The organism is Amycolatopsis sp. NPDC102522 (assembly GCF_055584485.1).
In genome coordinates this window covers 470,329-493,954 of the sequence record NZ_JBVJLY010000002.1, presented here as the reverse complement: position 1 = coordinate 493,954, position 23,626 = coordinate 470,329, and the positions used below count along the sequence as shown (strand labels likewise).

27 protein-coding genes are annotated in these 23,626 nt (G+C 68.5%); 13 read left to right on the top strand and 14 right to left on the bottom strand.

The annotated features are described in order from the left end of the window. Positions 1-43 precede the first annotated feature (43 nt). From ACZ6YV_RS08230 to rsgA, 4 genes are all read right to left on the bottom strand, one after another. Positions 44-721 (bottom strand): hypothetical protein, encoded by a 678-nt coding sequence (locus tag ACZ6YV_RS08230; RefSeq protein WP_465508967.1) that lies wholly within the window; start codon positions 719-721, stop codon positions 44-46. Positions 722-858: 137 nt separating this feature from the next. Further along, complete coding sequence (locus ACZ6YV_RS08225) at positions 859-1,731, bottom strand: SCO4651 family lipoprotein (RefSeq protein WP_465508966.1); 873 nt, start codon at positions 1,729-1,731, stop codon at positions 859-861. Further along, the gene (locus ACZ6YV_RS08220; protein WP_465508965.1) at positions 1,731-2,627 is read right to left on the bottom strand and encodes an SCO4651 family lipoprotein; all 897 of its coding nucleotides are present in this window, start codon (positions 2,625-2,627) and stop codon (positions 1,731-1,733) included. Before ACZ6YV_RS08220 ends, ACZ6YV_RS08225 begins: the two co-directional genes overlap by 1 nt. 60 nt (positions 2,628-2,687) lie before the next feature. Next, complete coding sequence (gene rsgA, locus ACZ6YV_RS08215) at positions 2,688-3,698, bottom strand: ribosome small subunit-dependent GTPase A (protein WP_465508964.1); 1,011 nt, start codon at positions 3,696-3,698, stop codon at positions 2,688-2,690. A gap of 101 nt (positions 3,699-3,799) precedes the next feature. On the opposite strand from rsgA, the gene ACZ6YV_RS08210 reads away from it, so the two are divergent. Next, the gene (locus ACZ6YV_RS08210) at positions 3,800-4,558 is read left to right on the top strand and encodes an SOS response-associated peptidase (protein ID WP_465508963.1); all 759 of its coding nucleotides are present in this window, start codon (positions 3,800-3,802) and stop codon (positions 4,556-4,558) included. Further along, positions 4,555-5,163, top strand: coding sequence for an alpha/beta hydrolase family protein (locus ACZ6YV_RS08205; protein ID WP_465508962.1), 609 nt, complete (start codon positions 4,555-4,557; stop codon positions 5,161-5,163). The genes ACZ6YV_RS08210 and ACZ6YV_RS08205 overlap by 4 nt, the downstream gene beginning before the upstream one ends. Here the strand turns inward: ACZ6YV_RS08205 and ACZ6YV_RS08200 are convergent. Together ACZ6YV_RS08200 and ybaK are read right to left on the bottom strand one after the other, a co-directional pair. Further along, positions 5,113-5,676: a hypothetical protein gene (locus tag ACZ6YV_RS08200; RefSeq protein WP_465508961.1), complete on the bottom strand. Its 564-nt coding sequence runs from the start codon at positions 5,674-5,676 to the stop codon at positions 5,113-5,115. The two genes, ACZ6YV_RS08205 and ACZ6YV_RS08200, sit on opposite strands and share 51 nt — an antisense overlap. Before the next feature lie 401 nt (positions 5,677-6,077). After that, on the bottom strand, positions 6,078-6,554 hold the full coding sequence (gene ybaK / locus ACZ6YV_RS08195; RefSeq protein WP_465508960.1) for a Cys-tRNA(Pro) deacylase: 477 nt from the start codon (positions 6,552-6,554) through the stop codon (positions 6,078-6,080). Between the two features lie 190 nt (positions 6,555-6,744). On the opposite strand from ybaK, the gene ACZ6YV_RS08190 reads away from it, so the two are divergent. Then, the gene (locus ACZ6YV_RS08190; RefSeq protein WP_465509286.1) at positions 6,745-7,383 is read left to right on the top strand and encodes a sigma-70 family RNA polymerase sigma factor; all 639 of its coding nucleotides are present in this window, start codon (positions 6,745-6,747) and stop codon (positions 7,381-7,383) included. Beyond that, entirely contained in the window at positions 7,380-7,703 is a 324-nt protein-coding gene (rsrA, locus tag ACZ6YV_RS08185) for a mycothiol system anti-sigma-R factor (RefSeq protein ID WP_465508959.1), read from the top strand. Before ACZ6YV_RS08190 ends, rsrA begins: the two co-directional genes overlap by 4 nt. Positions 7,704-7,781: 78 nt before the next feature. On the opposite strand, the gene ACZ6YV_RS08180 is transcribed toward rsrA, so the two are convergent. After that, positions 7,782-7,856, bottom strand: coding sequence for a 50S ribosomal protein bL37 (locus tag ACZ6YV_RS08180; protein WP_369299112.1), 75 nt, complete (start codon positions 7,854-7,856; stop codon positions 7,782-7,784). Between the two features lie 106 nt (positions 7,857-7,962). Between ACZ6YV_RS08180 and ACZ6YV_RS08175 the strand changes: the two genes are divergently transcribed. Then, positions 7,963-9,486, top strand: coding sequence for a sensor histidine kinase (locus tag ACZ6YV_RS08175; RefSeq protein ID WP_465508958.1), 1,524 nt, complete (start codon positions 7,963-7,965; stop codon positions 9,484-9,486). 313 nt (positions 9,487-9,799) lie between these two features. Here ACZ6YV_RS08175 and ACZ6YV_RS08170 read toward each other — a convergent pair whose 3' ends face one another. Further along, positions 9,800-10,054 carry a WhiB family transcriptional regulator gene (locus tag ACZ6YV_RS08170; RefSeq protein ID WP_026466945.1) on the bottom strand — a complete coding sequence of 85 codons (255 nt, stop codon included), beginning with the start codon at positions 10,052-10,054 and terminating at the stop codon, positions 9,800-9,802. Between the two features lie 273 nt (positions 10,055-10,327). Beyond that, on the bottom strand, positions 10,328-11,254 hold the full coding sequence (locus ACZ6YV_RS08165) for a diacylglycerol/lipid kinase family protein (protein WP_465508957.1): 927 nt from the start codon (positions 11,252-11,254) through the stop codon (positions 10,328-10,330). A 301-nt stretch (positions 11,255-11,555) separates the two neighbouring features. On the opposite strand from ACZ6YV_RS08165, the gene ACZ6YV_RS08160 reads away from it, so the two are divergent. After that, positions 11,556-12,059 carry a hypothetical protein gene (locus ACZ6YV_RS08160; RefSeq protein ID WP_465508956.1) on the top strand — a complete coding sequence of 168 codons (504 nt, stop codon included), beginning with the start codon at positions 11,556-11,558 and terminating at the stop codon, positions 12,057-12,059. A gap of 70 nt (positions 12,060-12,129) precedes the next feature. Here the strand turns inward: ACZ6YV_RS08160 and ACZ6YV_RS08155 are convergent, their stop codons facing one another. Further along, a complete protein-coding gene (locus ACZ6YV_RS08155; RefSeq protein ID WP_465508955.1) occupies positions 12,130-12,612 on the bottom strand; it encodes a GNAT family N-acetyltransferase in 483 nt (160 codons plus the stop codon). Further along, on the bottom strand, positions 12,612-13,205 hold the full coding sequence (locus tag ACZ6YV_RS08150) for an acid phosphatase (RefSeq protein ID WP_465508954.1): 594 nt from the start codon (positions 13,203-13,205) through the stop codon (positions 12,612-12,614). Before ACZ6YV_RS08150 ends, ACZ6YV_RS08155 begins: the two co-directional genes overlap by 1 nt. A gap of 63 nt (positions 13,206-13,268) precedes the next feature. Here ACZ6YV_RS08150 and ACZ6YV_RS08145 point away from each other — a divergent pair, with 63 nt between their 5' ends. Next, positions 13,269-13,739, top strand: a complete 471-nt coding sequence (locus ACZ6YV_RS08145) for a hotdog fold domain-containing protein (RefSeq protein ID WP_465508953.1) — start codon at positions 13,269-13,271, stop codon at positions 13,737-13,739. 11 nt (positions 13,740-13,750) lie between these two features. Here the strand turns inward: ACZ6YV_RS08145 and ACZ6YV_RS08140 are convergent, their stop codons facing one another. After that, positions 13,751-14,428 carry a hypothetical protein gene (locus ACZ6YV_RS08140; protein ID WP_465508952.1) on the bottom strand — a complete coding sequence of 226 codons (678 nt, stop codon included), beginning with the start codon at positions 14,426-14,428 and terminating at the stop codon, positions 13,751-13,753. A gap of 167 nt (positions 14,429-14,595) precedes the next feature. Here ACZ6YV_RS08140 and ACZ6YV_RS08135 point away from each other — a divergent pair, with 167 nt between their 5' ends. Beyond that, positions 14,596-16,203, top strand: a complete 1,608-nt coding sequence (locus ACZ6YV_RS08135; RefSeq protein ID WP_465508951.1) for a GMC oxidoreductase — start codon at positions 14,596-14,598, stop codon at positions 16,201-16,203. A gap of 1 nt (position 16,204) precedes the next feature. Here the strand turns inward: ACZ6YV_RS08135 and rfbC are convergent, their stop codons facing one another. After that, positions 16,205-16,810 carry a dTDP-4-dehydrorhamnose 3,5-epimerase gene (rfbC, locus tag ACZ6YV_RS08130; protein ID WP_465508950.1) on the bottom strand — a complete coding sequence of 202 codons (606 nt, stop codon included), beginning with the start codon at positions 16,808-16,810 and terminating at the stop codon, positions 16,205-16,207. Positions 16,811-17,186: 376 nt separating this feature from the next. Between rfbC and ACZ6YV_RS08125 the strand changes: the two genes are divergently transcribed. Beyond that, positions 17,187-18,362: an NAD(P)-dependent malic enzyme gene (locus ACZ6YV_RS08125; protein WP_378239893.1), complete on the top strand. Its 1,176-nt coding sequence runs from the start codon at positions 17,187-17,189 to the stop codon at positions 18,360-18,362. Between the two features lie 388 nt (positions 18,363-18,750). Here the strand turns inward: ACZ6YV_RS08125 and ACZ6YV_RS08120 are convergent, their stop codons facing one another. Beyond that, on the bottom strand, positions 18,751-20,154 hold the full coding sequence (locus ACZ6YV_RS08120; protein WP_465508949.1) for a bis-aminopropyl spermidine synthase family protein: 1,404 nt from the start codon (positions 20,152-20,154) through the stop codon (positions 18,751-18,753). 91 nt (positions 20,155-20,245) lie between these two features. On the opposite strand from ACZ6YV_RS08120, the gene ACZ6YV_RS08115 reads away from it, so the two are divergent. From ACZ6YV_RS08115 to ACZ6YV_RS08100, 4 genes are read left to right on the top strand one after another with little or no spacing between them, the layout of a single operon-like run. Continuing rightward, a complete protein-coding gene (locus tag ACZ6YV_RS08115) occupies positions 20,246-21,334 on the top strand; it encodes an ABC transporter ATP-binding protein (RefSeq protein ID WP_378239895.1) in 1,089 nt (362 codons plus the stop codon). After that, positions 21,334-22,017, top strand: coding sequence for an ABC transporter permease (locus ACZ6YV_RS08110; protein WP_465508948.1), 684 nt, complete (start codon positions 21,334-21,336; stop codon positions 22,015-22,017). The genes ACZ6YV_RS08115 and ACZ6YV_RS08110 overlap by 1 nt, the downstream gene beginning before the upstream one ends. Beyond that, positions 22,014-22,703 carry an ABC transporter permease gene (locus tag ACZ6YV_RS08105; RefSeq protein ID WP_465508947.1) on the top strand — a complete coding sequence of 230 codons (690 nt, stop codon included), beginning with the start codon at positions 22,014-22,016 and terminating at the stop codon, positions 22,701-22,703. The genes ACZ6YV_RS08110 and ACZ6YV_RS08105 overlap by 4 nt, the downstream gene beginning before the upstream one ends. Next, a complete protein-coding gene (locus tag ACZ6YV_RS08100) occupies positions 22,700-23,608 on the top strand; it encodes an ABC transporter substrate-binding protein (RefSeq protein WP_465508946.1) in 909 nt (302 codons plus the stop codon). Before ACZ6YV_RS08105 ends, ACZ6YV_RS08100 begins: the two co-directional genes overlap by 4 nt. The last annotated feature ends 18 nt before the right edge of the window (positions 23,609-23,626 follow it).

The following is a 23,626-nucleotide window of genomic DNA, read 5'->3' as shown; positions in this document are numbered from 1 at the left end:
AGCGAAACACAACCAGGGGCCTCGCCCCGATCGGGGGAACGGCTCAGCGGCTGTCGCCGATCGCCTCGGGCGGCGGCGCGATGATCACCACGTCGGAGGCCCAGCTGTCGTAGTTGACCGTGGTCTTGCCGGTGGTGACCCGCACCGGGCGCTGTTCGGCGTCCAGCCACACCTCGGCCGGGGCTCCGCCGAGGTCGAGGACGTAGTGCGTGGTGGCCGTCCCGTTCAGGTCGGCCTGCTCGGATTTGGTGACCTTGCCGGACTTCGAGATCCGGTCGATCGTGCGCGTCGGATCCATCGTCTCGACGACGTCCGTCATCAGCGCGCCGTTGGCCGCGGAGAGCGCGTCCTTGCCGTCGGCGGTGAGTTTGACCCATTCCTTGTCGGTCTTGAGCTCCTGCACCTGGGCGTCGGAAAGGTGGTAGTAGAGGACACCGTCGGCGAAGATCAGGTCCCGCTTCTCGCCCCCGACCTCGGCGACCATGGAGAACTTGCTGTTCGCTCCCTCGTAGAGCCCGGAGCTGGTCACCACGACCTTGCGGCCGTCCTCGGCGGTGGTCTCCAGCGCGATCTTGGACGACCGGGCCTTCTGCGTGCCCGCGCCCGCGACCGAGGCCAGCTGCGCCGCGTCGGTGGCGGCCGCCGCCGGTTTTTCCTCGCCGGAACAGCCTCCCAGCAGCAGGAGAGCGGTACAGACGGCGGCGAAACCGGTGGCACGCATAGGACTCCCTCGGGTGAATGGTCTGTACCACTACCGTAGCGCCTATCGCGTGAATTTCCACCGTCCGTTGGTCCGGAAACGCGTGAAGGCCTCCTTCCCTCAGCTGAGGGAAGGAGGCCTTCACGCGCGACAGGGGGCTAGATTCCCTGCTTCGCCATTTCGGCGTAGTCGCCCACCTCCGCGGCGGGCGGCGGAACGACCTCCACCGGCGTGCCCCAGTCGCTGTAGGTGTAGGTCGACTTGGCCTCGCCGGTCTCCTTCTGTCCCACCGACTTCAGGAACGCGGTCATGTCCATGGTCATCTTCAGCGGGAGCTGCTCGGCGTTGAGCCACAGCTCGGCCGGGATCCGCAGATCCTTGCCTTCGAGCCGCTTCTCGATCTTCGCCCGCTGGTCCGCGGGGGCGTCGTCGCCGAGGAACAGGTCGAACTGCTTCTTGGCGTCGAATTCGACGAAGTAGTGGTTCACCGGGACGCCGCCCAGCTGGGTCTGCTCAGACCTGAGGATGCGTCCGGTCTTCTCGACCAGCTCCAGCAGCTTCGCCGGGTCGCCCATCTCGAACGACTTCTGAAGAGCCTTCCCCATGGCCTTCGCCTGAGGATCCTGGCTGTTCAGGTCGATCTTTCCCCAGTTCTTGTCCGTCTTGAGCTGCGCCTTCTCGGACGGGGGAAGTTTGATGAACAGGATCCCCTCGACCAGGCGCATGACGCCGGTTTCACCGTCGATGGTCATGTTCGCCTCGAGTTTCGAGGCGGGACCGTCGTAGTACGCGAGCAAGGTGCCCGTGACCTTGGAATCCCCGGCCGCGGCGTCGATGGTCGCCTTTGAGGACTTGGTCTTCCGCGTCCCCTGCTTCGCGGCCTCGACGAGGCCGAGCGCGTCGGTGAACGGGGTGGCCAGCCCGAGCTCGCCACCCTTGTTCTCGGCCGTCGCGTCCGGGCGGGTGCCGCAGCCCGTGACCACGAGGGTCAGGGCCGCGGCCACCGCGGCAAGCTTGAAGGTGACGCGCATTACCGGCCGCCGGCCTTCTTCGCGAGCTCCGCCATGTCGCCGACCTGGTCGGCGGGCGGGACGGTGAGGTCCACGGGAACACCCCAGTCGGTGTACTTGATCGTGGTCTTGGCGACACCGTCACCTGGGGCGCCCATGGCCTTCCCGAACGCGGTCTGGTCCGAGACGACCTGCACCGGCAGCTGGTCGGCGTTGAGCCACAGCTCGGTGAGGATCTTGACGTTCTTGCCTTCGAGCTTCGCCTTGAGCTGGTTCACGGCCTCGGCGGGCAGCGGGATGCCGATGTCGCCCATGATGAGCGCGATGGCCTTCTCGGCTTCGACCTCGATGACGTAGTGGTTGGTCTGCTCGCCGTTCAGCTCGACCTGGTCCGACTTCGTGATCTTGCCGGCCTTCGAGATCTGCTCGAGGGTGCGCGACGGGTCGCTTTCCTTGACGGCCTTCGACATCATCTTGCCGAGCAGCTGCGAGAGCGGGTCCTGGCCGTCGGGCGAGATCTTCACGTACGCCTTGTCGGTCTTCAGCTCGGCCTTGTCCTCGGCGTCGAGCTTGAAGTACAGCGCGTTGTCGATGAACAGCATGTCGAGCTTCTTGCCGTCGCTGTCCATGACCATCGCGAGCTTGCTGTTCTCGCCGTCGTACACGCCCTGGCCGGACGCCGTGTTCTTCTGGGTGCCCGCGATGGCCTCCATCGTCATCTTCGACGACTTGGCCTTCTTGGTGCTCTCGCGGCTCAGGGCCGCGAGCTGGATCGGGTCGCCGAGCGGCGACGAAAGTGAGCTCTTCGCTTCGGAAGGAGCGGGAGCAGCCGCGCCGGACTGCTTCTCGCCACCGCAGGCGGACAGCGCCAGGACGGCGGCTGTGGCGACGGCGGCGAGCATGGTTACGCGCTTCAAGAGGACCCCTCAGAAAAGTTGATCTAATCCGAACGGGTTATCGCGCAAGGCCGGAATTAGTTACCGATCGTCCTCATGTCCGGCTCGGGAGCCCAAAAGGCGGCGCAAAGAGGCCAAACGCTCCGAACTTGCGTCACCCTCTGTCACAACGTCGTCGAGCGCGCAGTCCGGGTCCGACGGTGGCCCGAGGTGCCCGCAGGCGGACGGGCATTCCTCGGCCGCCGCGGCGAACTCCTCGAACGCGAGCACGATGTCGTCGGCAGTCACGTGCGCGAGGCCGAACGAGCGGATACCCGGGGTGTCGACCACCCAGCCGCCGTCGGGCAGCGGGAGCGCGACCGCCGCGACCGACGTGTGCCTGCCCTTGCCGACCGCGCTGACCACACCGGTCGCCAGCCCGGCGTCGGGCACCAGCCGATTGACCAAAGTGGACTTCCCGACCCCCGAATGCCCGACCAGCGCGGTGACCCGGTCCTTGAGCCGTCCGAGAAGTTCGTCCGGGAACTCGTCGTGCCGGGTGACCACGGCGGGGATGTCGAGGCCCGCGTAGCCGGCGAGGAGTTCGTCCGGGCTCGCCAGGTCGGCCTTCGTCAGGCACAGGACCGGTTCGAGGCCGCCCGCGTAGCAGGCGACGAGGCAGCGGTCGATGAAGCCGGTGCGCGGCTGGGGATCGGCCAGCGCGGTCACGATCAGCAGCTGCTCGGCGTTGGCGACGACCACCCGTTCGTAGGGATCGGTGTCGTCCGCTGTCCGGCGGAGCACGCTGGAGCGTTCATCCACCCGGATGATCCGGGCGAGGGTGTCCGGCTTGCCGCTCACATCGCCGACGATGCCGACGGTGTCGCCCACGACCACCGAGACCCGGCCCATTTCCCTGGCGCGCATCGCGGTGACGACGCGCTCCGGATCCGAGTCGATCGCGCAGGTCCAGCGTCCGCGATCCTTGCCGATGACCATCGCCGTGGAGGCGTCGGCGTGCTCGGGACGACGTTTGCTGCGCGGCCTGGTGCCCTTGCCGGGGCGGATCCGCACGTCGGATTCGTCCAGCCTGCGCCAGTCCTTGCCCGTCAAACCGCCTCCTGCTCTTCGAACACCGCGGAACAATGATCCCATGCTGCTCGCCATCGCCTGGCCGGCGTGTAACGATGACTGTCGATTAGGGAGGTTTTCGCATGTGCGGGCGCTATGCCGCCACCAAGGACCCCGCGGCGCTGATCGACGAATTCGCCGCGGTGGACCTGACCGAGGGCCGGATCCGGACCGATCACAACGTGGCGCCGACCAAGGACGTCCCCACCGTGGTGCAGCGCCATCCGCGTGACGCCGACGGCGCGGTGCTCGAAGACGAGCCCGCCGTCCGGTCGCTGCGGATGATGCGCTGGGGGCTGGTCCCGTTCTGGGCGAAGGACCCCGGCGTCGGCTCGAAGATGATCAACACGCGCGCCGAGACGGCGAAGGAGAAGCCGTCCTTCAAGAAGGCTGTCTCCTCGCGGCGGTGCCTTGTCCCGGCCGACGGCTGGTACGAGTGGCGGCGCGACGGCAAGGAGAAGCAGCCCTTCTTCATGACCGGTCCCGGCGAAGGATCGCTCGCGTTCGCCGGGATCTGGGAGACCTGGCGGCCGAAGGACGACAAGGACGCCGACCCGCTGATCACCTTCTCCGTGATCACCACGGACTCGGTGGGCAGGCTCGCCGACGTCCACCACCGCATGCCGCTGCTGATGCCGCGCGAGAAGTGGGACATCTGGCTCGACCCCGACCGGCCCGACGTCACCGAACTGCTCGTCCCGCCCCCGGCGGATCTGGTCGACACGATCGAGCTGCGGCCGGTGTCCAGCCTGGTCAACAGCGTCCGCAACAACGGCCCCGAGCTGCTGGACCGGGTCGAGCCCGCCGCCGAAAGCGCGCTCTTCGACCTGCCGAACTCATGACGACGCTGGAGATCGACACCGCCTACGGCCCCGCGCGGGCCGAGCTGCACTGTGCCGAGGAGGGCGTCGCGGTGCTGATGCTCGGCCACGGCGCGGGCGGCGGGATCGGCGCGAAGGACCTGGTCGCGGTCACGCGGGCGGCGCAGGCGGCCGGTGTGCACGTCGCGCTCGTCGAGCAGCCGTACCGGGTCGCGGGCCGCCGGGCTCCCGCTCCCGCCACGCAACTCGACACCGCCTGGCTCACCGTCGCCGACGAGATCTCCGAGCGTTTCGACGATCTCCCGATCGTGTTCGGCGGCCGGTCTTCCGGGGCCCGCGTCGCCTGCCGGACCGCCGCGGCGGGACAGGCGGTGGCGGTGCTCTGCCTGGCCTTCCCCGAACACCCGCCGGGCAAGCCGGAGAAGACCCGGCAGGGTGAACTCGACGCCGTCGAGGTCCCGACACTGGTCGTGCAGGGCGAACGTGACCCGTTCGGCCTGCCCAAGGCGGGTCCGCATCACGAGATCGTGGTGCTCAAGGGCGACCACAACCTCAGCGCCGACCTCGAAGGCGTGTCACGCGCGGCCGCCGAGTGGCTCGAGCGTGTGCTGCGGCCGCTTGCCTGAGAGCCGTCGCCGGGCGTAGTGCACGGTGACCGCGGCCAGCAGCGGCCCCCAGAGCAGCAGCGGCGCGTAACAGGCGGCCATGACGACGCCGTAGACCGGCGACTCCTCCCAGCTGCCCGGCGACATCGACGAGCCCGCCTGGCTCCAGCCGAACAGTGCCTGGACGCTCAGCACGGTCAAGGCGATCGCGCCCGCGGCCGCAGGGACGATCGCGGCGAGCGGCGGGATCCTCCGGCCGCGGAGCCCCGGGATCCAACGCGGCCACACCTCTCCCCACGGCCGGACGAGCCCGAGGGTGAGGAACGCGAGCGACTCGGCGAGGAGGCTCAGCCCGAAGACGTAGGCCGTCCCCCAGCCGGGGATGCCGAACTCCTCCAGCCCCTGCGCGGTGAACCCGACCGGGATGCCGAGCCCCATCGCGATCCGCCACAGCCCGGACGGCAGGGTCGTCAGCAGTGTCGCGTGGGCGGCGAGGCTCGCCCACCTCGGCACGTCGGGCACGGTTTTGGTCATTCGGCACTCCCCAGAGATCGTCGTTCGCTTGCCGACGACGATTCCCGAGCACGGGTGCGTGATCTTCCCGCTCGGGACCGATCCCGCTCCCTCGCGAGGGTGAACCCGCCCTCCCGCGTTCAGTCCTCTGAATGCGGTGCGGGAGGCGACGGACTTGCGGATCACCACGTTCGCCCCAGGCGCACCTGCAGTCACAGCGGCTGCGCGTGAAGGCCCCCTTGCCTCGGCTGAGCCGAGGGAACTCGACCTTCGCACTTTCCCCAGTACGTGAAGGACCCCTTCATTGCGCTAGGCGCAATGAAGGGGTCCTTCACGTACTTCAAGCGGGCAGGGTGGCGACACCGACCCAAGCTCCAGCCGCCGCGTTCAGCCGACTACTTGCGAGAAGTCCGCGCGGGAACTCAGCCCGCGATGGGAGCCACCACGGCACCGGTGAGCCGCGCCAGGTCGCCAGGCGCGAGCTCGACCTCCAGCCCGCGACGCCCTGCCGAGCAGTGCACGGTCTCGAACCGCTCCGCCGAGACGTCGATCACCACCGGCAGCCTGCTCCGGTGCCCGAGCGGCGAGATCCCGCCGAGCACGTACCCCGTCGCGCGCTGCGCGGCCGCGGGGTCGGCCATCTTCGCCTTCTTCCCGCCCACGGCGGCCGCCAGCGCCTTCAGGTCCAGCTGGCCGGTGACCGGGACCACGCCGACGGTCAGCTTCCCGTCGACCTCGGCGACCAGGGTCTTGAAGACGCGCGCGGGGTCGAGCCCCAGTGCTTCGACGGCTTCGAGGCCGTAGGACTCGGCCCGCGGGTCGTGGTCGTAGGCGTGCAGAACGTGCGCCACTTTCTGCTTCGCCAGCAGCGCCGTCGCCGGGGTTCCCTTGCCTGCCATGGGCGGAGTCTACGAGCGCGCCGGGAATGCCCGGCCGGGCCGCACTGTTGAAAGGCACGTGTCCACCACACTCGAAGCTCCCCGAATCCTGATCCCGCGCACGCCGGGCGGCCAGGTGATCCGTCCGCGCGTAAACTCGACGACGTCTCATGCGCACAAGCGCATCGACGCCGATCGGGAAGGGAACGGTTTGCCGAGCACGCAGAATCCCGCGCCGGACACGGGTACGGACGCCGAAGAGGCGGCCGCGCGGGCCGAGCGCTTCGAGCGGGACGCGATGCCCCTGCTCGACCAGTTGTACTCGGCCGCCATGCGGATGACCCGGAATCCGGCCGACGCCGAGGACCTCGTCCAGGAGACGTACCTGAAGGCGTACGCGGCCTTCGCGTCCTTCAAGGCGGGTACGAACCTCAAGGCGTGGATGTACCGCATCCTCACGAACACCTACATCAACGGCTACCGCAAGCGTCAGCGCCAGCCGGTGCAGCAGCCCACCGAGGAGATCACCGACTGGCAGATCGCCAAGGCGGAGAGTCACACCTCCAGCGGGCTGCGCTCGGCCGAGGTCGAGGCGATGGACAACCTGCCCGACGCCGACGTCAAGGAAGCGCTGCAGAAGCTGCCCGAGGAGTTCCGCCTCGCGGTCTACCTCGCCGATGTCGAAGGTTTCGCGTACAAGGAGATCGCCGGGATCATGGACACGCCCATCGGCACCGTGATGTCCCGGCTGCACCGCGGCCGCGCCCAGCTCCGTGACCTGCTCGCCGACGTCGCCCGTGAACGGGGCTTCATCCGCGCCGGCAAACAGCAGGAGGTGGCGGGGCGATGACCGACGACTACTGCTCCGGCGCTGACGACAAGGTCAAGTGCGAGGAAGCTCTCGCCGACATCTACCTGCTGCTCGACAAGGAGTGCGGCGCCGAGCGCGACGCGGCCTTGCGCAAGCACATCGAGGACTGCCCGCCGTGCCTCGAGGAATACGGCATCGACGAGCACATCAAGCAGCTGCTCGCCCGGAAGTGCGGTGGTGACCACGCGCCGGACGACCTGAAGTCCCGGCTGCGGGCCTCGATCCGCCAGACCGTGCAGACCAAGGGCGGGATCACCATCGAGCGCACCGAGGTCAAGATCGAGCAGACCTTCGACTAGCGCGGTCCAGCCCGGCTCAAGACCAGCGAAGGCCCCCGTACCGGATCGGTGCGGGGGCCTTCGCTGTCTGATCGATGATCAGGAGTTGGGCTTCTTGCCGTGGTTCGCGCCGTTCTTCTTACGGTCGCGACGCTTGCGGGCGCGCTTCGACATGTTTCACTCCTCGTCCGAGTGGCCCTCGCGGGGTGATACGACACCGCTGGGCCAGGGTCAACCTCTCCAGTGTGTCATGCGGCCCTCACCCTGCTTGGATGGGGACGTGTCCACCCTTTCCGATCTGCTCGCGGAGAACACCGGCATGTCCGGTGAAGCCGCGGACCATCTCCAGACCGTGGTCGCCGAATGGCAGCTGCTGGCCGATCTGTCCTTCGCCGACTTCCTGCTCTGGGTCGCCGTCTCGGAAGAGCTGCAGCCCGACGGCGGCGACTACGTGTGCGTCGCGCACGCGCGCCCGACGACGGCGCCGACGGCCCATCCGGAGGACGTCGTCGGCTCCCGGTTCACCGAGGGCGAGCACCCTCAGCTGGCCAAGGCGATCCGCGAGGTGCGGATCTGCCGCGAAGAAGACCCGCATTGGTACCGCGACCTCCCGATGCGCCGTGAGGCCATCCCGGTGGTGTTCGGCGGCACTGTGATCGCCGTCCTCAGCCGCGAGACCAACCTGGCGGCCTCGCGGGTGCCGAGCCCGCTCGAAATCGCCTATCTCGGCAGCGCGGGCGACCTGTGCCAGATGATCGTCGACGGCACCTTCCCCAGCCCGGGGAACCAGACGGACACGCACACCAGCCCGCGGGTCGGCGACGGCCTGATCCGCCTCGACCCGACCGGCACCGTGGTCTTCGCCAGCCCGAACGGGTTGTCGGCCTATCACCGGATGGGGCATGAGTCCGACCTCGTCGGTCAGCGACTCGCGCCGCTGACCAGGTCACTCATCCGCGACCCGTTCGACGCGACCGAGGTTTCGCACCGGATCATCGAGGCGCTCGACGGCAAGCCCAGCAGCCGCACGGAGGCGGATTCCCGCCGCGGTGCCGTCGTGCTGTTCCGTGCGCTGCCGCTGCGCCCGGCAGGGCAGGCCGCCGGCGCGCTGGTGCTGGTGCGCGACGTCACCGAGGTGAAGCGCCGTGACCGCGCCCTCCTTTCGAAGGACGCGACCATCCGTGAAATCCACCATCGGGTGAAGAACAACCTGCAGACCGTCGCCGCGTTGTTGCGGCTCCAGTCGCGCCGGACCTCCAGTGAGGAGGCGCGGCTCGCGCTCGGCGAGTCCGTGCGCCGGGTTTCGTCGATCGCGATGGTGCACGAGGCGCTGTCCATCTCGGTGGACGAGCGGGTCGATCTCGACAAGCTGCTCGACAACGTCCTCCCGATGGTCGGTGAGGTCGCGACGGCCGAATCGCAGGTCGGGCTTTCGCGCACGGGCTCGTTCGGCGTCGTCGTCGCCGAGATCGCGACGCCGCTGGTGATGGTGCTGGCCGAACTGGTCCAGAACGCCATCGAGCACGCGTTCCCCGACGGACGGCCGGGCAAGGTCGAACTCGAGGTGGAACGATCCGCCCGCTGGCTCGACGTCGTCATCCGCGACAACGGGCGCGGACTGCCTTCGGGGTTCTCCCTGGAACGCAGCGACGGCCTCGGACTGCAGATCGTGCGGACCTTGGTGGAGTCGGAACTGCGCGGCTCGCTGTCGATCCGCGGTCTGCGCGGGGAGTCCGAGGAATCCGGCGGCCGCCGGGCGGGAACCGAAGCAGCCCTGAGGATCCCGCTGTCTCGCCGTCTTTGAGTTCGAGAGTCCGCAGTGGACTGTCCCTTGTGATCATCCTCAAGGGACAGTCTCATCCGGACACGTTTTAGGGCCGGCGCCCGAAGAGAAGTGGCGCCGGCCCTGTAACGGTTCCGCGGGAGGACTGGGAAAAAGTCCTGGAAGCCATACCCCGCATGGGGGTGTGTCGGCCTCGCTTGTTAAGCTCAAGTCGGGTAGGTATCACCTCGCAACGCAGGGCCATACAGCCACTGCGCCGCGGGATTACCCGAAGCTTGGGGTTCTTGCCGAGTTTTCAGATGTTGCGATGAAGCGTGCTGAGTCTTTGAAAAACTCAGGCGGAGGTACGCGTGCCGATGTGCGTACGACGGCGCTTCAGGGCCCGTCGCTCGTCCTCGCTCATCCCGCCCCACACGCCTGCATCCTGTCCGCTGGCCAATGCCCAGGCCAAGCAGTCGGAAGCGACGGTGCAACGGTGGCACACGGATTTCGCCTGAGTTACCTGCGACAGAGCAGGACCGCTGGTTCCCACGGGGAAGAACAGCTCGGGGTCCTCGTCTCGGCAGGCCGCGTCATGGCGCCAGTCCATGTTTCTGAGCTCCTTCATAACGGCGCGGTACTCCGCGCCATAGTCGTCATGGCGGTCGTTTTTTTGGGTGCTTGTGAATGCTTTCACGAAGCACCCGTTTCGACAAGGGTTTTCTGAAGATCGGTGAGTCAGCTCACCCGGCCGAGCGACGCTTCTGACCTGCGGTTTCGTTCCGAAACAGCCTCCCGAAGGGAAGGCCGATGCGGTGAGCGGAGGTTCTGCGTCGATGAGCGGCAGGTCGTACTTTGCCGCAGGCGATCAGCGGTCCGGTCGTCAGACGATTACCGTCAGTGCTTCCGGGACGCTGAAGAACTCCACTCTTTTCCGCTGGCCGACGAGGTCGCCGTCCACCTGGAAGTTTACCGGTTCAGCAGCGTCGATGCGGATCATCGGCAGGTCATCGTGACGAAGGAGACGTCGTCCGCGTTGGTTGCTCTTCGTGAGCAATGCTTGCCGTACATGCTTGAACACGGTGGGCAATTTCAGACCGCTCAACGCGAAAAGGCCCAATCCGCTGTCGAACGAGCTGCCCGGGTTCAGGTGGACGGGACGGTCCCCCAGGTAACTCCATGGGTCGGTGTTGGACACGAAAGCGGTCAGCACTTCGGTGGGCTCTTCACCCGGGATCCTGACGGTGAGGGGTGGACGGCCGAGCGGAGGACGCAGATGCGACGCCACCGCGGCCCTCACGTAGAGCCCCGTGGTGGTCTGCTTGCCCCGGCGGTTGGCCACGCGGCCGACGACGTCGGCGTCCCAGCCCAGGCCGGCGTTGAAGGTGAACCAGTGGCCGTCGGCGATCCCGAGGCCGACTTTGCGGCTTCGGTCGTTCTCGATGGCGTTGAGGAGCTGATGGGTCGCTTCCACTGGATCGTGCGCGATGCCCAGCGCGCGGGCGAAGACGTTCGCCGAGCCGCCCGGCACGACACCGAGCATGGGGACGCCGCCCACCTTCCCCGGGTCGCCGTCGGCGTCCGCGAGCAGGCCGTTGACCACTTCGTTGACCGTGCCGTCGCCGCCGTGGGCGACCACCAGGTCGATCCCGTCGCGGGCGGCGGACCGCGCCACGGCCATCGCGTGGCCGCGGTAGTCGGTCTCCACCACGTCGAGTTTGACCTGGCTGGCCAGTGCGTGCGCAAGCACGTCACGGCCACCGGCGGTGGTCGAGGTGGCCTGGGGATTCACGACGAGGATGGCACGCACATACCGCAGGGTAAGTGACTACGGCCCGAAGGTGGGAGCTTCACGTGACGCGAAGCTCAGCCGCGCGAGACGTCCTCGAAGCAGCACGCCCTTGAGACAGCACCGTGTGGCCCCTGTGGCGGGCGTCCCTCCTTCACTGCCGGTGAGTGACAGCTCAGTCGTGACAAGTGCACCCGGGCCGACCGCCCGCTCATCGACGACACCTCCATTTTTTCCCTGTCGGCGGCCGGACGAAAACGGCCGACCGGGTGGCATACGATCGAAAGTGCTCACGTACGGTGACCCGCCCTGGTGGAGTGCCGTGTCCGGAAGCCTGGAAGGCTGTTTCGCCGTGTCCATCGCCGACAAACTCTCGCCCGCGCCCCGTGAAGTCCGCCTCGCCGGGGCCATCACCGCGCTGCCGGGGCTCGCCCTGATCGTGTTCGCGGTCCTGCTCCTGGTCAACGGCCAAGCCGGACCGGGGAACCTCCTGGCCGAGGTCACCTATTACCTCGTCCTCGCCGCCGGAACGGTGGCCTGCGCGGCCGGGCTGGTGCTGGGGAAGACCTGGGCGAGGTCGCCCGGCGTGGTCGTCGCGCTGATCCTGGTCGGGGTCGGCTGGTACGGCGCGGGCCCGTCCGGGCAGCCGCTGTGGGGCGTGCCGCTGGGCCTGATCGGCGTCGCCGTCCTCGTGCTGCTGTTCCGCCGCCCGTCGCGCGCGTGGGCACTCGGGCTACGGGAAGGCGAGACCGAGGAAGAGGCCGCCGAACGTGACGGCGCCGCCGGCCGTGCCGCGCGTCGCGAACGCGAGGAACGCGACTCCTGAATCACGCGAGATCCGGCTCCAAGCACGTGAGTTACGTGTCTGATCACGCGAGTTACGCCTTCGTCCCTCGCTAGACCTGGGCGGCCAGCGCCTTCAGGGGTTCGTCGGTGAGCCGGTCCACGGTCCACTCGTCCATCGGCACCGCGCCGAGCGACTTGTAGAAGCCCTGAGCCGGGTTCCAGTTCAGCACCGACCATTCGAGGCGGGCGTAACCGCGCTCGACGCAGACCGCCGCGAGGGTGGCCAGGAGTGCCTTGCCGAGACCGGAGCCGCGCTGTTCGGGGCGGACGTAGAGGTCTTCGAGGTAGATGCCGTGCACGCCGCGCCAGGTTGAGAAGTTGAGGAACCAGAGCGCGTAGCCGACGATCTCGCCGTCGACCTCGGCGACATGCCCGAACAGGCCCGGCGCCTCGCCGAACAGTGCGACGCGCAGCTGCTCGGGTGTGAGGTGGCATTCGTCCGGGGCGCGTTCGAACTCGGCGAGGTCGTAGACGAGCTGGACGACGGCGTCCACGTCTTCTTCGCGGATGCGTCGGATCCGTTCGTCGGCCACTAGTCCTCCGTCGTGGGGAGCAGGTTGAGGTGTTCGATCTGGGGCTCGCCGCGTTCGTCGCCGAGCACCGCGACACCCGCCGGGTCGAGTCCGAAGTGGACGCCCGCCGTCGACGGCAGGCCGACCCAGCGCGCGACCAGGACGCGACTGAAGTGCCCGTGGCCGACCAGGATCACGTCGCCTTTGGCGAGCGGTTCGCGGACGCGGTCGATCAGCTTGTCGGCGCGGGCGTTGACGTCCTCCGTGCTTTCGCCGCCGGGGATCGGATGCGACCAGACCGTCCAGCCGGGAACGGTCTCGCGGATCACCGGGGTGGTGACGCCCTCGTAGTCGCCGTAATCCCATTCGGCCAGTTCTTCGGTGATCTCGTCGACGCGCAGACCGGCCAGTTCGGCCGTCCGCAGCGCGCGGGTGCGAGGGCTGGAAAGGACGAGCGCCGGGTTGCCGCCGAGCACCGCGCGCAGGGTGCCGCCCGCCGCGCGGGCCTGCCCTTCGCCCGCGGTCGTGAGCGGGATGTCGGTGCGTCCGGTGTGCCGTCCGTTGACGGACCATTCGGTCTGGCCGTGCCGGAGGAGGAAGAGCCGATGAGCCACGGTTGCGAATATAGCCTGCGGTCCGGTTATGCTACTGACGAGTAACATGATGAGGAGACCGTGATGGCGCAGAATCCGACCTACGCGATGTGGAACCGGCTGGCCGGGAAGCCGGTCGGCAAACAGCTGTTCTCGGCGGCGATGTGCCTGCGTGTGCCGTACTTCCGGACGGTGCTCCCGGCGGTGCGCGAACTGCGTCCCGGCCGGTGTGAGGTGACGTCCCCGAAGTGGTGGGGTGTTTACAACCACATCAAGACTTTTCACGCGATAGCGGCATGCAACCTCGCCGAGATCGCCATGGGCATGCTCGCCGAGGCGACCGTCCCGACGACGCATCGCTGGCTGCCCAAGGGGATGACGGTCGCCTACGTGGCGAAGGCCGAGACCGGCCTGCGGGCCGTCGCAGAGCTGCCGGAGTTGCCGGAATTCGGCGACGAGAGCTTCGAACTCCCCGTGCCGGTGACGATCACGGACACGAACGGGAAGCCCGTCGTGACCGCGACCATCACCATCTGGGTGACCAAGAAGAAGTAAGCCTGCGGGAGTCAGAGGGGCTTGAACTGGACGTAGGTCACCTGCTTGAAGGTGTTCTCCCCGCTCGGCGACGGCAGGCCGAGCAACTGGTCGGCCTGCCGCGCCAGGGGTCCGCAGCCGGTCGTGCGCGGCACGGCGAGCTGGGCGTCGACGACGCCGAACTTCACCGTCTTCGGGTTCTGCGAGATCACCTCGAGGGGCACCGCGGGGTCGTCCTTGACCACCGAGTGAAGCGGCGTCTCGAGGGTGCCGATCGTGCATCCCTTGGGCAGCAACGGATGCCGCAGGACCGCGTAGAGGTCCAGCTCGCCGCGTCGCTCGTCGTTCGACAGGAAGTCCGAGTAACCGCCGTACTTCAGCCGCAGGCTCGCGCCGAAAGTGCCGGGGACCCGGGCGGGAGCGTGCCGCAGTTCGCCGAAGACCTGCGCGAACTTCCCGTCCACTTTGCCTTCGGAGAACGTCAGCCGCATCTCTCCGATCGGGATCTCGTGGGCGCCGATAGTCAGGACCCCCTGGGAGACAAAGGCTTCGCAGCGCCAGGTGCCGGGGTCGGCGTCGGTGGGCGGGGCGGGGCAGGCGGAGAAGTCGAACTCGGGCACGGGGGACGACGCCGCGGAGGCGTGGCCGGGAAGAGCGACGAGGGCGGCGGCGGAGAGCGCGGCCGCGGCCGCTGCGAGAAGACGTCTCATGACCGGAAAGAGTGGTCTGTGGAGGTCTGGGACACATCGGGGAAGCCACCCAGGGGATCCCTGGAATCACCCCGTTCGAGTGAAATAAACGGTGTTTACCCAGCTGACGCGAATCCATTTCGGATTCGGTCTTGAAGGCGCCTCGAACGGCGGGCGATCATCGGCCCATGTCCCCACTGTCGCGCCGCAAGTTCCTCGGGTTCACCGCGCTCAACTCCGCCGCCGCTCTCGGGCTCACCACGATTTCCGCCGCTCAGGCCGAAGAAACGACCCCGGGCTTCTCGACGGCGGTGGTCGTCGGCACCGGTTACGGCGCCGCGGTCACCGCGCTCCGCCTCGGCGAAGCCGGGATCCCCACCGTCATGCTCGAGATAGGCAAGCTGTGGGCCGACCCCGGCCCGGACGGCAAGGTCTTCTGCGACATGCTCCGGCCCGACCAGCGGGCCGCGTGGTTCAAGGACCGCACGCAGGCACCGCTCGCGTCGTTCCTTTGGCTGGACCTGGCCAACCGGGACATCAAGCGGTACCCCGGGGTGCTCGACAGGGTGAACTACGGCGACATGTCCGTCTACGTCGGCCGGGGCGTCGGCGGCGGTTCGCTGGTCAACGGCGCGATGGCCGTGACGCCGAAGCGCTCGTACTTCGAGGAGATCCTGCCCGACATCGACGCGGACGAGATGTACGGGACGTACTTCCCCCGGGCCAACCGGGCCCTCGGTGTGAACGACATCGACCGGGACTGGTTCGAAACCTGCCGTTCCTATCGCTACGCGCGGGTTTCCCGGAAGGCGGCGGCGCGAGCGGGACTCAAGACCGTGTTCGTGCCCAGCGTCTACGACTTCGAGTACATGAAGCGGGAAGAAGCGGGCACGGTGCCGCGGTCGGCGCTCGCGTCGGAGGTCATCTACGGCAACAACCACGGCAAGCGTTCCCTCGACAAGAGCTATCTCGCGGCCGCGCTGGGCACCGGGAACGTGACCATCAAGACGCTGCACCAGGTCCGCGGGATCACCCGCCAGACCGATGGCACCTACGTCCTCACCGTGCACGAAACCGCCGAGGACGGCGCGGTCGTGGCGAGGAAACAGCTCGGCGCGAAGTACCTGTTCCTCGGCGCCGGCAGCCTCGGTTCGACGGAACTGCTCGTACGGGCCCGCGAGACCGGGACCCTGCCCGAGCTGAACGACGAGGTCGGCCGCGGCTGGGGCACCAACGGCAACGTGATGCTGGGCCGCGCCAACCACGCGTGGGATCTCGGCGGATCACTGCAGTCGGGGATGCCCGCGCTCGGCATCGACGCGTGGGACGACCCGGTGAACCCGGTCTTCGCCGAGGTCGCGCCGGTGCCGGCCGGGATCGAGACGTGGCTGAGCCTGTACCTGGCGATCACGAAGAACCCCGAACGCGGCCACTTCACCTACGACGCCGCGAGCGACTCCGCGCGGCTCCAGTGGCGCGCTTCGCAGGGGAAGCCGTCGATCGACGCGGCGAAGTCGCTGTTCGACAAGGTCAACCGGGCGAATCGCACGATCTACCGGAGCGACCTGTTCGGCGACACGCGGTCGTTCGAGAACCGGTTCACCTATCACCCGCTGGGCGGGTTGGTGCTGGGCAAGGCCACCGACTCGTACGGCCGGGTGAAGGGCTACCGGAATCTCTACGTGACCGACGGATCGCTGATCCCCGGCAGCACCGGGGTGAACCCCTTCGTGACGATCACCGCGCTGGCGGAGCGGAACGTCGAACGCGTGCTGCGGGAGGACGTGCCGCGCTGAGTCAGCCCTCGGCCCGCGACTTCTCGTAGTACTTGACGCATTCGTCGTACCGCGGCAGCAATCCCTGTTCCAAGGCCTCTTTCAGGTGGGGCGCGTCGACGTCCTTTTCGGACACCACGGGTTCGATTTCCTGCGGCCACGGCAGCGCGAGATCGGCGTCCATCGGGTTGACGCCGTGCTCGGCCCCCGGGTTGTACGGCTCGGAGCAGAGGTAGGTCATGACCGTGTCGTCTTCGAGCGCCATGAAAGCGTGGCCGAGGCCTTCGGCGATGTAGACGGCCTTGTATTCGGTGCTGTCGAGCACCACGGACGTCCATTCGCCGAAGGTGGGCGAGCCGACCCGGAGATCGACGATGACGTCCAGGATCGAACCGCTCGGGCAGTACACGTATTTGGCCTGCCCGGGCGGGGTGTCCGCGAAATGCAGGCCGCGGATGGCGCCGCGCCGGGAAACGCTGGTGTTGGTCTGCGCCAGGCGAAGCCGGTGACCGACCGCTTCGACGAAGGCCTCTTCCTGGAACGGCGCCACGAACAGGCCGCGGTGATCGGGGAAAACACGCGGGGTGAACTCGAAACATTCGGGGATGCTGAGGCGCCTGGCTTGCATACCTCAATGCTAACGAGCCTTTCCCAAGCCGGACGGACGTCTTGGGAAACCTCCTCTGAGCTGCGGAAAGCCGGAGCCGTTTGTGACATGAACCGCACCAGAGGGGCACACTGGTCCGCATGCCTGTCACAATGATCTGACCGCTGCGTCCGCGGCCGTCGCCACACCCACGGCACCGATGGCCGATTGGACGCTTCGCCGACAGGCCGGCGCTACCGCGCTGGGCTGCCGTGTCGGAGGACGAGTTACCCCAGGTGGCCGGGCCATGCCCAGTTTTGGCCTGCTCACCGGCCAGTTCCCCCGCTCGCAGTCCCAGGAGAATCCCATGACCTTCGCTCGAATCGAGACTTCGCCGTCCTTAGACGCGGCGGAAGCAATGACGGGAACCACGATGACCACGCCAGTGACGGACACCGAGATCTTCGAAGGACACGAGGGCGGCAAGCTCTCCGTGGCCGCGACGCGCCCGATCTCCTCGCCCCGTGACCTCTCGGTCGCGTACACGCCTGGGGTGGCGAAGGTGAGCCGGGCTATCGCCGAGGACGCGGCCAAGGCGAAGCGGTACACGTGGGCGGACAGGCTGGTCGTGGTGGTCAGCGACGGTACGGCGGTGCTCGGCCTCGGTGACATCGGCGCGAGTGCCTCGCTGCCGGTCATGGAGGGCAAGTCGGTCCTGTTCAAGACCTTCGGCGGGCTCGACTCGATCCCGCTGGTGCTCGACACCACCGACGTCGACGAGATCATCGAGACCCTGGTCCGGCTGCGCCCGTCGTTCGGCGCGGTGAACCTGGAGGACATCTCGGCGCCGCGCTGCTTCGAGCTGGAGGACCGCCTCAAGGAGGCCCTCGACTGCCCGGTCATGCACGACGACCAGCACGGCACGGCGATCGTGACGCTGGCCGCGCTGCGCGGGGCGAACCAGGTCCTCGGCAAGGACATCTCCGGCCAGCGCGTGGTCGTCTCGGGAGCGGGCGCGGCGGGTGTGGCCTGCGCCAGGATCCTGCAGAACGCCGGCGTCGCGGACGTCACCGTGCTCGACTCGCGCGGCATCATCCACTCCGGTCGCGAGGGCCTGAACCCGATCAAGCAGAAGCTCGCCGAGACCACGAACACGGCCGGTCTGCGCGGCGGCCTCGGCGAGGCGCTCAAGGGCGCCGACGTCTTCCTGGGCCTGTCCGGGGCGACCATCGACGAGTCCCTGCTGGCCGGGATGACCGACGACGCGATCGTGTTCGCGCTGTCCAACCCGGACCCGGAGGTCCATCCGGCCGCGGCGTCGCGGTACGCCAAGATCGTGGCGACCGGGCGCAGCGACTTCCCGAACCAGATCAACAACGTGCTGGCGTTCCCCGGCGTCTTCCGCGGCGCGCTGGACTCCGGTGCGCGGGCGATCACGGAGAACATGAAGCTGGCCGCGGCCGAAGCGATCTTCGCTGTCGCGCAGGACGACCTGGGCCCGGACCGCATCGTCCCGAGCCCGCTGGACCCGCGCGTCGCGCCCGAGGTGGCCGCCGCGGTCGCGAAGGCCGCCGAGGCCGACGGCGTCGTCTGAGGGTCCCTTTCACGCTTGCTCAAGTGCTATGAAAGGCCCGTTACTTGCAAATTCTGCAAGTAACGGGCCTTTCATAGCGCGCGGGGGGTTGCGCGCCTCAGCCGAGCAGTTCCGTCAGCCGGTGCCGAGGCAGGTCGAAGAAGTGCCGGAGGGCGTTGCGAAAGCCCGGCCACGCCGCGGGGGGGGGGGGGGGGGGGGGGGGGGGGGGGGCGGGGGGCGGGGGGGGGGGGGGGGGGGGGGCCGCCCCCCCCCCCCCCGCCGCCGGGGGGGGGGGGGGGGCCCTCCCCTCGCTTTCTCTCCCAACACCCCCCCCCCCCCCCGCCCCCCCCCCCCCCACCCCGGAGTCGGCGCACGGACGGAGTGCGTGAACACGCCACCCGGCCGGACCTCAGCCGAGCAGTTCCGTCAGCCGGTGCCGGGGCAGGTCGATCAGCCGTGCGTCCGTCAGGTCCGACGGGACGTCCAGGGAGACGTTCGCCAGCCGCGCGTGCGCCCGGGTCAGCAGTTCCTCCTGGTGCTCGACGGCGTCCGCGACGACGACGGCGTGCCGGTTGTCCGGGGTGCTCCGCAGCAGCCGCAGCCGGTACTTTGCCCCGACCAGCCGGTTGAGCGCGCCCTGCGCCTCGGCGTTCGTCAGGTCGGGATGCGAGTTCGGGACCAGCAGCGCCAGCCGTCGCGCGTTGGTGCCCAGCAGGGTCCGCAGCAGCCACGGGCCGGGGTCGGCCGAAAGGTCCATCGCGACAGCGTCGCCTTCCGGCCCGGAAACGGACCAGTCGACCGGCCGCGACTCCAGCGCCAGCCCGCCCTCGGCGGCGATTTCGTGCAGCTTGTCCAGCAGTGACGGCTTGGCCGCGCCGGCGGACTCCACCGACTGCGGTCCATGCGTGTAGATCGCGGCCTTCCCCTTGCCGCCGCGGTTCTTCTTCGACTTCGCGGTCGGCTGGCAGACGTAGAGGTCCGCCGCGCTCCCGATCGCCTGCGCGCCGAAGTACCGGTTGAAGTCCGGCAGGATCGCCTCGAAGGTCAGCCCGAGCGTCGCGAGCGCCCGCTGCACCTGCGCGCCCAGCGCGGGATGCCGGGGGCTGTAGCCGTAGGCCAGCAGCAGCCGCCCGTCCGAGGGTTCGCTGAGCGCCTGGACCCCGCGCGCCGCGAACAAGCCCATTCCTTCGGGGGTGTAAGGCGGATCACTGAACACGAGGTCCATCCGCCCGGCCACCGACGGCGGCAGCCCGACGCGCAGATCCGTGTGCAGGGTGCGGATGGACCGCTCGCTGAGTTCGTCGATGTAGGCCAGCACACGGTCGTCGAGGTCGACGACGGTGAGATCCGCGTCGGGCCGCAACGCGCGCACGGCCAGCGAAGTGAGGTCGTGGTCACCCAGGAACAGCAGCTTCGCCGTTTCGAGGTCGTACCGCTCGTCCAGCCACAGCGCGCGGTTCAGCACGGTCTCGGGAGTCGCCTGCACGTGGTCGAGCGCGGCCAGCGGCGTGGGCACGTTTTCGACGTAGCTGGTGATGGTCTTCAGCAGGTCGGGATCGGTTTTCCGGTCCCGGGCCCCGAAGCGCGCGTACGTCTCACGGGCGGCCGGGGCCAGCCGGAAACGGGACTCGTCCCGCTCGAGGTCGTCGCCGAGCGCGTTCAGGACGTCTTCGACGCTCCGGCGCGGCGCGGTGCTGATCCGGACCAGCTCGCCGAGGTCACGCCAATCCGTCCGGAGCAGGGAAATCACCTGATGGAGCGGTCGCACGTGGACACCGTGCGCCGCGAGGACGTCATCGACGGAAGGACTCACGGCCCGCAGCCTAGTGAACCGATCCCTGAGACACCGTGCCAACAGGGCCGATGTGGGCTACGGTTTTTCGACCAGACATGGGGAGAGACACGTGACTATCGAGTTCCGTGGCGTGACCAAGCGGTATCCGGACGGGACGGTCGCGGTCGACGACCTGAACCTCACCGTGGACGACGGCACCATCACCGTCTTCGTCGGGCCGTCCGGCTGCGGCAAGACCACGTCGCTGCGGATGATCAACCGCATGGTCGAGCCGACCTCGGGTGCCGTGCTGCTCGACGGCAAGGACGTCAGCGACGGCGACCCGGCGCTGCTGCGCCGTGGCATCGGCTACGTCATCCAGCACGCCGGGCTCTTTCCACACAGGACAGTCCTGGACAACGTCGCCACCGTGCCGCTGCTGACCGGCTGGGACAAGGGCAAGGCGCGCAAACGCGCGGCCGAACTGCTCGAAACCGTCGGACTGCCCGCGGAACTCGGCAAACGTTATCCCGCGCAGCTCTCCGGCGGCCAGCAGCAGCGCGTCGGCGTCGCCAGGGCGCTCGCGGCGGATTCGCCGGTGCTGCTGATGGACGAGCCGTTCTCCGCCGTCGACCCGATCGTCCGCGAGGAACTGCAGGACGAACTGCTGCGCCTGCAGTCCCAGCTGGGGAAGACGATCGTGTTCGTCACCCACGACATCGACGAGGCCGTGCGGCTCGGCGACAAGATCGCCGTGCTCCGTGTCGGTGGTGTGCTCGCGCAGTACGGCACGCCCTCGGACGTGTTGCGCCATCCCGTCGACGACTTCGTCGCGTCGTTCGTGGGCAAGGACCGCGGCTACCGCGGCCTCTCCTTCCTTTCCGCGGAAGGGATCGTCGTCGAAGAGGTCAAGCGGGTCGAGGTCGGCAAGCCCGCCCCCGGACCGTCCGACGAGTGGCTGGTGGCTGTCAACGCCGAAGGGCAGCCGCGCGGCTGGCTGCGTCCTGGGTCCACTGTGGACGGAGAACTCGCGGAGACCGATCTCGTCGCTGGCGGGTCGCTCTACGTCCAGGGGTCGCCGATCCGCGGCGCGCTCGACGCGGCGCTTTCGTCGCCCGCGAGTCTCGGCGTGGTGGTCGACGACGGCCTCAAGGTCCTCGGCGTGGTCAGAGCCAAGCAAGTCCTCGAAGTGATCGAGGCGCTGCCGCTGGGTTCCTGATGGGGGACTTCTTCGCGGAACTCGGACGTTATCTCGGCAGCGCCAACAACCGCTCGCAGTTCTTCGGCGATCTGCTCGACCACATCTATCTCTCACTGGTCCCGCTGGTGCTGGGCCTGGTGATCGCGGTACTCGCGGGCTGGCTCGGACACCGGTTCGCCGCGGCGCGTTCGGTGCTGCTGGTGGTGTCGAACCTGCTGTACACGATCCCGTCACTCGCCTTGTTCGTGGTGATCCCGGGCATCATCGGCTCCAAGATCCTCGACAGTGTCAACGTCATCGTCGCGCTCACCGTCTACACCGCCGCCCTGCTGGTGCGCCCGGTGCTGGACGCGCTCGACGCTGTCCCGCCGCACGTCGTCGCCGCGGCCACGGCTGTCGGCTACAAACCCGCGCGCCGATTCCTCAGCGTGGAGCTGCCGCTTTCGGTGCCGGTGCTCGCGGCGGGCGTCCGGGTGGCGTCGGTCAGCAACATCAGCCTGGTCAGCGTCGGCGCGCTGATCGGCACCGGCGGGCTCGGCGTGCTGTTCACCGACGGCTTCCAGCGTGAGTACTTCTCACCGATCGTCGTCGGGATCGTCGCGACCCTGCTGCTCGCGCTGATCGTCGACCTGGTGCTGGTCCAGCTCCGCAATCTCCTCACACCCTGGGACCGGGTGGCGACCACGGCGGGGGCGAAATGATCGGCGACGTCCTGAACTGGTTCGGCGACCCGGCCCACTGGCAGGGCACGGACGGCATCCCGGCCCGGCTGCTGCAGCATCTCGGGTACACGGTGCTGGCGCTGGTCTTCGCGCTCATCGTCGCGATCCCGCTCGGGCTCTACGTCGGGCACACCGGCCGCGGCGCGGTACTGCTGGTGAGCGGGGGCAACGCGATCCGCGCGCTGCCGACGCTGGGGCTGGTGACCTTCCTGTTCCTGCTCTTCACCGAAAGCGAGATCTCGACGATCATCGGGCTCGTGGTGCTCGCCGTCCCGCCGATCCTCGCCGGGACGTACGCGGGCCTGCAGGCGACCGACCACGGCGTGGTCGACGCGGCTCAGGGCATCGGAATGACCGGCTGGCAACGGTTGTGGAAGGTCGAGGTGCCCATCTCGCTGCCGCTGGTGCTCGGCGGGGTGCGGAACTCGGTGCTGCAACTGGTGGCGACGGCCGCCGTCGCCGCGTACGTCGGGCTTGGCGGCCTTGGCCGGTTCCTGCTCGACGGACTGGCCATTTTGGACTATCCCCAGGTGGTCGCGGGCGCGGTCCTGACGACGTTGCTCGCAGTCGTGCTGGATCTGATCCTGGCCGGTGTCCAGCGTTTGCTGGTGCCCAAGGGAGTTCGGCTGGCGCAGGTCGCGAGCGGGAAGAAGGCCAAGGTATGAAGCGGACGGTGGCGGCGCTGTTCGCCGGGATCGCCTTGCTGGCGGTGCTGTCTGCGGGCTGCGGCAACCCGCTCGCCGGCGGCGCCGAGGGCGGCGCGACCGGCGACATCATCATCGGCGCGTCCGATGTCGGGGAAAGCCTTCTGCTGGCCCAGATCTACGCGGGAGCGTTGCGCAACGCGGGAGCGGAGAACGTGACCGTGCGCCCGCCGGTCGGCAGCCGCGAGGTCGTCGTCAAGGCACTGCAGGACAAGTCGCTTTCGGTGGTGCCGGACTACAGCGGGAACCTGTTGCGCTACTTCGACAAGGAGACGCAGGCCACCACCCCGCAGGACGTCTACACGCAGCTGAAGCAGAAGTTGCCGTCCGGGTTCGAGGTGCTGGAGCAGGCACCCGCCGAGGACAAGGATCTTCTGGTGGTGCGCAAGGAACTCGCCGATTCCGGGATCAGGACCTTCTCCGATCTCGGCAAGCGGTGCAAGGAACTCGTGTTCGGCGGTCCCGGCCAGTGGAGCAGCCGCTGGAAGGAAAAGATCAAGACGCTCTACGGCTGCGAGTTCGCCGAGGTCCGCACGACCGACACCGGCGGCCCGGTCACGGTCGCCGCGCTGAAATCCGGCGACATCCAGGTCGCCGACCTGTTCAGCACGTCGTCGACGATCGCCGCGAACGGCTTCGTGCCGCTGGTGGACGACAAGAACATGTTCCCCGCGCAGAACATCGTGCCGCTCGTCGCGAAGGGGACGCTGTCGCCGAAGGAGGTCGACGCGCTGAACCGGGTCTCGGCGGCGCTCACGACCGATCAGCTGACCGAATTGAACGTCCAGTTCAGCGAGGAGAAGCGCAACCCGCTCGACGTCGCCGAGGAGTTCCTGCGGCGGAACAACCTCCTCGCCCCCGCCTGAGACGTCCTGCGTTTCGTC

Excerpts from the sequence above, each read along its gene's own strand:
- ACZ6YV_RS08225 (WP_465508966.1), bottom strand. The coding sequence starts at position 1,731 with ATGCGCGTCACCTTCAAGCTTGCCGCGGTGGCCGCGGCCCTGACCCTC.
- ACZ6YV_RS08105 (WP_465508947.1), top strand. The coding sequence starts at position 22,014 with ATGATCGGCGACGTCCTGAACTGGTTCGGCGACCCGGCCCACTGGCAG.
- ACZ6YV_RS08230 (WP_465508967.1), bottom strand. The coding sequence starts at position 721 with ATGCGTGCCACCGGTTTCGCCGCCGTCTGTACCGCTCTCCTGCTGCTG.
- ACZ6YV_RS08205 (WP_465508962.1), top strand. The coding sequence starts at position 4,555 with ATGACGACGCTGGAGATCGACACCGCCTACGGCCCCGCGCGGGCCGAG.
- ACZ6YV_RS08100 (WP_465508946.1), top strand. The coding sequence starts at position 22,700 with ATGAAGCGGACGGTGGCGGCGCTGTTCGCCGGGATCGCCTTGCTGGCG.
- ACZ6YV_RS08170 (WP_026466945.1), bottom strand. The coding sequence starts at position 10,054 with ATGGACTGGCGCCATGACGCGGCCTGCCGAGACGAGGACCCCGAGCTG.
- ACZ6YV_RS08125 (WP_378239893.1), top strand. The coding sequence starts at position 17,187 with ATGACGGGAACCACGATGACCACGCCAGTGACGGACACCGAGATCTTC.
- ACZ6YV_RS08210 (WP_465508963.1), top strand. The coding sequence starts at position 3,800 with ATGTGCGGGCGCTATGCCGCCACCAAGGACCCCGCGGCGCTGATCGAC.
- ybaK (WP_465508960.1), bottom strand. The coding sequence starts at position 6,554 with ATGGCAGGCAAGGGAACCCCGGCGACGGCGCTGCTGGCGAAGCAGAAA.
- ACZ6YV_RS08200 (WP_465508961.1), bottom strand. The coding sequence starts at position 5,676 with ATGACCAAAACCGTGCCCGACGTGCCGAGGTGGGCGAGCCTCGCCGCC.
- rsrA (WP_465508959.1), top strand. The coding sequence starts at position 7,380 with ATGACCGACGACTACTGCTCCGGCGCTGACGACAAGGTCAAGTGCGAG.
- ACZ6YV_RS08140 (WP_465508952.1), bottom strand. The coding sequence starts at position 14,428 with ATGAGACGTCTTCTCGCAGCGGCCGCGGCCGCGCTCTCCGCCGCCGCC.
- ACZ6YV_RS08145 (WP_465508953.1), top strand. The coding sequence starts at position 13,269 with ATGGCGCAGAATCCGACCTACGCGATGTGGAACCGGCTGGCCGGGAAG.
- ACZ6YV_RS08110 (WP_465508948.1), top strand. The coding sequence starts at position 21,334 with ATGGGGGACTTCTTCGCGGAACTCGGACGTTATCTCGGCAGCGCCAAC.
- rfbC (WP_465508950.1), bottom strand. The coding sequence starts at position 16,810 with ATGCAAGCCAGGCGCCTCAGCATCCCCGAATGTTTCGAGTTCACCCCG.
- ACZ6YV_RS08135 (WP_465508951.1), top strand. The coding sequence starts at position 14,596 with ATGTCCCCACTGTCGCGCCGCAAGTTCCTCGGGTTCACCGCGCTCAAC.